Here is a 5,780-nt window from a genome sequence, read left to right as displayed (position 1 = left end):
AGCCGGCTCGGGCCCCGAGCCCGCGTCGCAGGCCAGATCCGCCACCTCGCTGTCGCCCTCGGCCACGATGACACGCCCCTCGGTCACCGGCGCATCGCCCGTCGCGAGCCGGTCGACGGAGTAGGACACGAGGTAGTCGTGACTGCCGTTGTGGAAGGTCACCTCCTCCCACAGGTGGCGCCCGATGCCGTTCCACGGCGTCATCGCGACGCCGGTCACCGGGCGGGCCAGCAGCAGCTCGGCGGTGCCCTGCGCGGGCCCGAAGCGGTAGAGTGCGACCTCGCCCTGAAGGCAGATGTCGAGCGCCTTGGTGCCGCCGTTCAGCGTGCAGTGAAAGAGCGGCTCGCCCGAGCCGAAACAGCCGGCCTGCGCCATGGCGGGCAGCCCGATGAAGAGCGAGACAAGCAGAGGCTTCATGGCGAATGGTCCTTCCTGAACGGGTTACCAGCGGCAATTGCCGACATAGGGGCGCTCGGGCGCGCAGACCAGCTCCTGTCGCGGGAACATCACCCGCAGGCCGGTGTCGAACTCGGCCCCGAAGCCGCCGTTGGCCCAGCCCCAGCTGCCCGTCCCGGCCTCGTCGAGGAAGGAGTCGCAGCTCTGGCCGAGGTAGAGCGCCTCGGTGCGCTTCGTCACCTCCGTGTCGGTCCCCCGCCCCCCGGACCCGCGAGACCGGCGCCAGCGAGGTCAGTACGTAGCCGTCCGCGTTGCAGGTCAGCGCGTATTCGTGGCCCTCGGACGAGACATAGGCCTGGTCCACCGGCTGCGCCCGCAGCGCGGTGGAAAGGAAACCGAGCGCGATGGCGACGATGGTCAGGATGATCCGTATGACCGTTCCTCCGGGGACTGTCCCGAGGATGCCCAGGCCGGGACGCCCGGCATAGTCCGGCATTCCCCGCCCATGGGCGGCCATGCCGGCACCGACGGTGGCAAAGAAAAAGCCGCTCCCGGACGGGAGCGGCACGGCCACTGATCGCATCATGGCGGTCGGGCTCAGCCGAAGAGCCGCGCGCCCTGTTCGTCGATCATCTGGCGGGCCTTGCGCAGCGAGGCCTCGACCGCATCGTCCCGCTCGCGCATGACGTCGGCGCGGATCAGGTGGTGGGTCTTGGTCTCGCCGTCGATCTCGGCCTCGATATGCGCCGAGATCCGGTACTGGCCGTCGGCCGAGATCGGATCGGGCGTGATCAGGAAGCCCTTGTACTCGACCGGATCGGCCTTGGGGCCCGTGTCGGCGGCGGCACCGCCGCCACCACCGAAGAGACGCTTCAGGAACGACATGGCTTACTGGTCCAGGAAGCTGCGCAGCTTGCGCGACCGCGACGGGTGCTTGAGCTTGCGAAGCGCCTTGGCCTCGATCTGACGGATCCGCTCGCGCGTCACCGAGAACTGCTGGCCAACCTCTTCCAGCGTGTGGTCGGTGTTCATACCGATGCCGAAACGCATCCGCAGAACCCGCTCCTCGCGCGGGGTGAGCGACGACAGAACGCGGGTCGTGGTTTCCTTCAGGTTCTCCTGAATGGCGGAATCCAGCGGCAGGATCGCGTTCTTGTCCTCGATGAAGTCGCCGAGCTGGCTGTCTTCCTCGTCGCCGATGGGCGTCTCGAGCGAGATCGGCTCCTTGGCGATCTTCATCACCTTGCGGACCTTCTCGAGCGGCATCTGAAGTTTTTCTGCCAGCTCTTCCGGCGTCGGCTCGCGGCCGATCTCGTGCAGCATCTGGCGACCGGTGCGGACCAGCTTGTTGATGGTCTCGATCATGTGGACCGGGATCCGGATGGTGCGGGCCTGGTCCGCGATGGACCGGGTGATCGCCTGACGGATCCACCACGTGGCGTAGGTCGAGAACTTGTAGCCGCGGCGGTATTCGAACTTGTCGACCGCCTTCATCAGGCCGATGTTGCCTTCCTGGATGAGATCCAGGAACTGCAGGCCGCGGTTGGTGTACTTCTTGGCGATGGAGATCACGAGACGCAGGTTGGCCTCGACCATTTCCTTCTTGGCCTGCCGCGCTTCCTTCTCGCCCTTCTGCACCTGGTTCACGATGCGGCGGAATTCCGAGATGTCGAGACCGACGTACTGGCCGACCTGCGCCATGTCGGCGCGCAGCTCTTCGACCTTGTCGCTGAAGCGCTCGATGAACATCTGCCAGCCGCGGCCGGACTTCTCGTTCATCCGCTCCATCCAGTTCGGATCGAGCTCGTTGCCACGATACTCGTCCACGAACTCGCGGCGGTTGATGCGGGCCTGGTCGGCGAGCTTCACCATGCTCGAGTCGATCGACATGATGCGGCGGTTGATGCCGTAGAGCTGGTCGATCAGCGCCTCGATACGGTTGTTGTGCAGGTGCAGGCCGTTCACCAGTTCGACGATCTCCGAGCGGAGCTTCTGGTAGAGCGCCTCGTCGCTCTGCGAGAAGGAGCCGTCCTCGTTCAGCGTCGCGCTGATCCGGGCGTCCTGCATCTCTGCCAGTTCCTCGTAGTCGCGCGAGATCCTCTCGAGCGTCTCGAGCACGCGCGGCTTCAGCGCGGTTTCCATCGCGGCGAGCGACATGTTGGCCTGCTCGTCGTCGTCCTCGTCGTCCTCGCGGGCGATCGGGTTGCCGTCGGCATCGAGCTCGGGCTCGTCGCGGCGCGGCTTCTCGGAGACGGAGCCGGAGCCGGTGTCGACCACGGTGCCCTCGAGGTCGCCCTCCTCGTCCATCTGGTTGCCGAAGGTCGTCTCGAGGTCGATCACGTCGCGCAGCAGAATCTCTTCCTCGAGAAGTTCCTGGTGCCAGATGGTGATGGCCTGGAAGGTCAGCGGGCTCTCGCAGAGGCCAGCGATCATCGTGTTGCGGCCGGCCTCGATGCGCTTGGCGATGGCGATCTCGCCCTCGCGCGAGAGCAGCTCGACCGAGCCCATCTCGCGCAGGTACATGCGCACCGGGTCGTCGGTGCGATCAAGCTTCTCGTTCTGCCCCGAAGAGAGCGCGACGTCACGACCACGCGAGGCGTCGACCAGTTCGGTCGAGCCCTTGTTGTCCTTGTCGTCGTCGGACTCGCCCTCTTCGTCATCCTCGGTGACCTGGATGCCCATTTCCGAGAGCATCGACATCACGTCCTCGATCTGGTCGGACGAGACCTGATCGGGCGGGAGGACCTGGTTGAGCTGGTCGTAGGTGATGTAGCCACGCTCGCGCGCCTCGGCGATCATCTTCTTGACCGCCGCCTGGCTCATGTCGAGGCTGTGGCCATCGTCCTGAGAGTCGGGCTTGGCGTCGTCGTTGTCTTTGGCTGCCATGAAATGCTCCGTCAGAGGGAGGCGGCCCAGAGGGCCGGCGGTCGCGCGGGTGTTGTGATTCGTTGCCGCGAATCATGGGGGGAATCAACTGATTCGGCCACCCGTTGCCACCTGTTTTCTCCAGTTTCCCGTAAATGCACAGCTAGTTCCCGTGCTTGGAAAAGCGAATCTGTTGCATGAGCGCCGCGGCACGCTCCATCTCCTCCTTGTCGAGCTCCACGCCATTGGGGGCGATATGGAACTCAGTTCTGTCCTCGGCGCTTCCGCGTTGCACCCTGTCGTATGTCTCGTTTGCCAGCTTCAGCCGTTCGGTCACCACCTCGTCGGCCAATTCATGCATATCGGCCTCCGCCTCGTGGATTTCAAGACTGCGTCCGGCCGCGGCCTCGATCCGGTCGAGGTAGTCGATGATGGTCATGCGGGCAAATTCGGGATCCTGGCGGCGCAGGCACGGCACGATCATCAGATGGCGCGCTGCGAGAAAAGATTCAAGGGCTTCGGGGCCTATGGCGTCGGCGACCATGTCCCGGACACGCTCGGGCTCTGCATCCATGCAGCGCAGCAGCGCGTTGCGCAGCATGGCGTGGTCCGCGTCGGCGCAGGCCATCGCCTCGATCCGGTGCTCGAACTCGGTGAGGAACGACGGATAGGACAGCAGCCCCGCGAGGATCACCGCCTCGCGCAGCCGGGTCTCGCCCGCCTCGCCCACCGACACCAGCAGCGAAGAGCGCACGCTGGCGCTTGGCGGCGCCGGTGCGTTCCACGCCCGCTTCGCCGCGCCCTTGCCGCCGCCGCCGCGGGGCTGGCGCTGCGCGCGGAAGAGCTGCCAGCGCAGGTCCTTGATCTCGTCGCCGTAGTGGCGCCGCAGGCCCTGATCCTGCACGGTCTTGATCACCTCGCGCAGCCGCGCATCCAGCGCCGCCTTGCGTTCGGGGCTGTCAAAGGATTTGCCCTCGGTCTCGCGCCGCCAGAGCAGCTGCACCATCGGCATCGCCTGCTCGAGCACCCGCGCCACGGCGGCGGGCCCCTCGGCGCGCAGCAGGTCGTCGGGGTCCTTGCCCTCGGGCATCAGCGCGAAACGCAGCGACTTGCCCGCCTGCAGAAGCGGCAGCGCAAGGTCGATGACGCGGTAGGCGGCGCGCAGGCCCGCTTTGTCGCCGTCGAGCGCCACGATGGGCTCGTCCGAGATCCGCCACAGCAGCTGCAGCTGGGTCTCGGTCACCGCGGTGCCGAGCGGCGCCACCGAGGCGCCGAACCCGGCCTCGGAAAGCGCGATGACATCCATGTATCCCTCGGCCACGATCAGCGGCTGGCCCTTGCCCGCTGCTTCGCGCGCCGGCGCGTGGTTGTAGAGGTTGCGGCCCTTGTCGAAGAGCTCGGTCTCGGGCGAGTTCAGGTATTTCGCGTTGTCTTTGGGATCCATGGCGCGGCCGCCAAAGGCGATGGCCCGGCCCCGCCCGTCTCGGATCGGGAACATGATGCGGTTGCGGAAGACGTCATAGGGCGCCCGGCCCCGGTCCGACGGCTTGGCGAGCCCGGCGCCCAAGATCAGCTCCTCGGCCACGCCCTGCCCGCGCAGGTGATCCCAGAGGTTCTGCCAGCCCTCGGGCGCGAAGCCGAGCTCGAAGCGGTCGCGCACCGACTCGTCGAGCCCGCGCCGGTCGAGATAGGCGCGCGCCGCCGTGGCGCCGCCGCTGCGCAGCTGCATCCGGAACCAGCGCACCGCCTGCTCCATCACCTCGGAGAGCTGGCTGCGCCGGTCGGCCTGCTTCGCCGCCTGCGGATCGCGGGCGGGCATCGGCATCCCGGCCTCGCGGGCGAGGATCTCGACCGCCTCCATGAACTCGACGTTCTCGCTCTCGCGGATGAAGGAGATGGCGTCGCCCTTCGCCTGGCAGCCGAAGCAGTAGTAGAATCCCTTGCGGTCATCGACGTGGAACGAGGCCGACTTTTCCTGGTGGAACGGGCACGGCGCCCACATGTCGCCCTTGGCCTGGTTGGACTTGCGATTGTCCCAAATGACCTTGCGCCCCACGACCTGTGACAGGCTCGTGCGGTTGCGCAGTTCGTCGAGGAAACCGGGGGGCAGACTCATGCGCCAAATATCCGCGAGGCCGCGCCCCGAGTCCAGAAGGTCTCTTGCGAACTCTGCAAAGGCGCTGCGCGGCGCCGGCGGTCGGGACCGCCCCCGGAGGGCGGTCCCGCCATGTCGGTCACGCCGTCACTTGGCAGCGAGGCACTGCGCCTTCCAGGCGGTGCCCAGCGCATCGGTGAGCTGGTCCTCGGGCAGGTCGTAGATCCAGTCCGAGAGCATGTCGCCGGCGGTGTGGTCGAGCTTTTCGCGCAGCATCCGGCGCGCCTGTTCCTTGGGCGCACCGGCCTTGCGGGCGGCGACGGCCTCCATCACCACGGCGGCGCTCTTGTTGCACTGCGCTTCCTTCGCGGCGTCCTGCGCGGCCAGGGGGCCTGCCGCAAGACCCAGGGCCAGAACCAGTCCG

6 protein-coding genes are annotated in these 5,780 nt (G+C 67.1%); all 6 read right to left on the bottom strand.

What is annotated here, in order from left to right:
* Window positions 1–417, bottom strand: a 417-nt coding sequence (locus HC022_RS17820) for a hypothetical protein (RefSeq protein WP_167453327.1), incomplete at its 3' end; no start/stop codon positions are given.
* Window positions 418–441: 24 nt separating this feature from the next.
* Window positions 442–636, bottom strand: coding sequence for a hypothetical protein (locus tag HC022_RS17815; protein WP_167453326.1), 195 nt, complete (start codon window positions 634–636; stop codon window positions 442–444).
* Window positions 637–993: 357 nt separating this feature from the next.
* The gene (locus tag HC022_RS17810) at window positions 994–1,281 is read right to left on the bottom strand and encodes an HlyU family transcriptional regulator (RefSeq protein WP_008883408.1); all 288 of its coding nucleotides are present in this window, start codon (window positions 1,279–1,281) and stop codon (window positions 994–996) included.
* Window positions 1,282–1,284: 3 nt separating this feature from the next.
* Window positions 1,285–3,282: an RNA polymerase sigma factor RpoD gene (rpoD, locus tag HC022_RS17805; protein ID WP_008883009.1), complete on the bottom strand. Its 1,998-nt coding sequence runs from the start codon at window positions 3,280–3,282 to the stop codon at window positions 1,285–1,287.
* Window positions 3,283–3,424: 142 nt separating this feature from the next.
* Complete coding sequence (gene dnaG, locus HC022_RS17800) at window positions 3,425–5,377, bottom strand: DNA primase (protein ID WP_167453325.1); 1,953 nt, start codon at window positions 5,375–5,377, stop codon at window positions 3,425–3,427.
* A gap of 126 nt (window positions 5,378–5,503) precedes the next feature.
* The coding region (locus HC022_RS17795; protein ID WP_254885151.1) for a hypothetical protein at window positions 5,504–5,780 on the bottom strand (277 nt) is incomplete at its 5' end.

The sequence above is a fragment of the Salipiger sp. HF18 genome, from assembly GCF_011806505.1.
Lineage (GTDB): Bacteria > Pseudomonadota > Alphaproteobacteria > Rhodobacterales > Rhodobacteraceae > Salipiger > Salipiger thiooxidans.
Note: the sequence above shows the minus strand (reverse complement) of the source record. Positions and strands in the feature narration are given on the sequence as shown.

Excerpts from the sequence above, each read along its gene's own strand:
- dnaG (WP_167453325.1), bottom strand. The coding sequence starts at position 5,377 with ATGAGTCTGCCCCCCGGTTTCCTCGACGAACTGCGCAACCGCACGAGC.
- HC022_RS17810 (WP_008883408.1), bottom strand. The coding sequence starts at position 1,281 with ATGTCGTTCCTGAAGCGTCTCTTCGGTGGTGGCGGCGGTGCCGCCGCC.
- rpoD (WP_008883009.1), bottom strand. The coding sequence starts at position 3,282 with ATGGCAGCCAAAGACAACGACGACGCCAAGCCCGACTCTCAGGACGAT.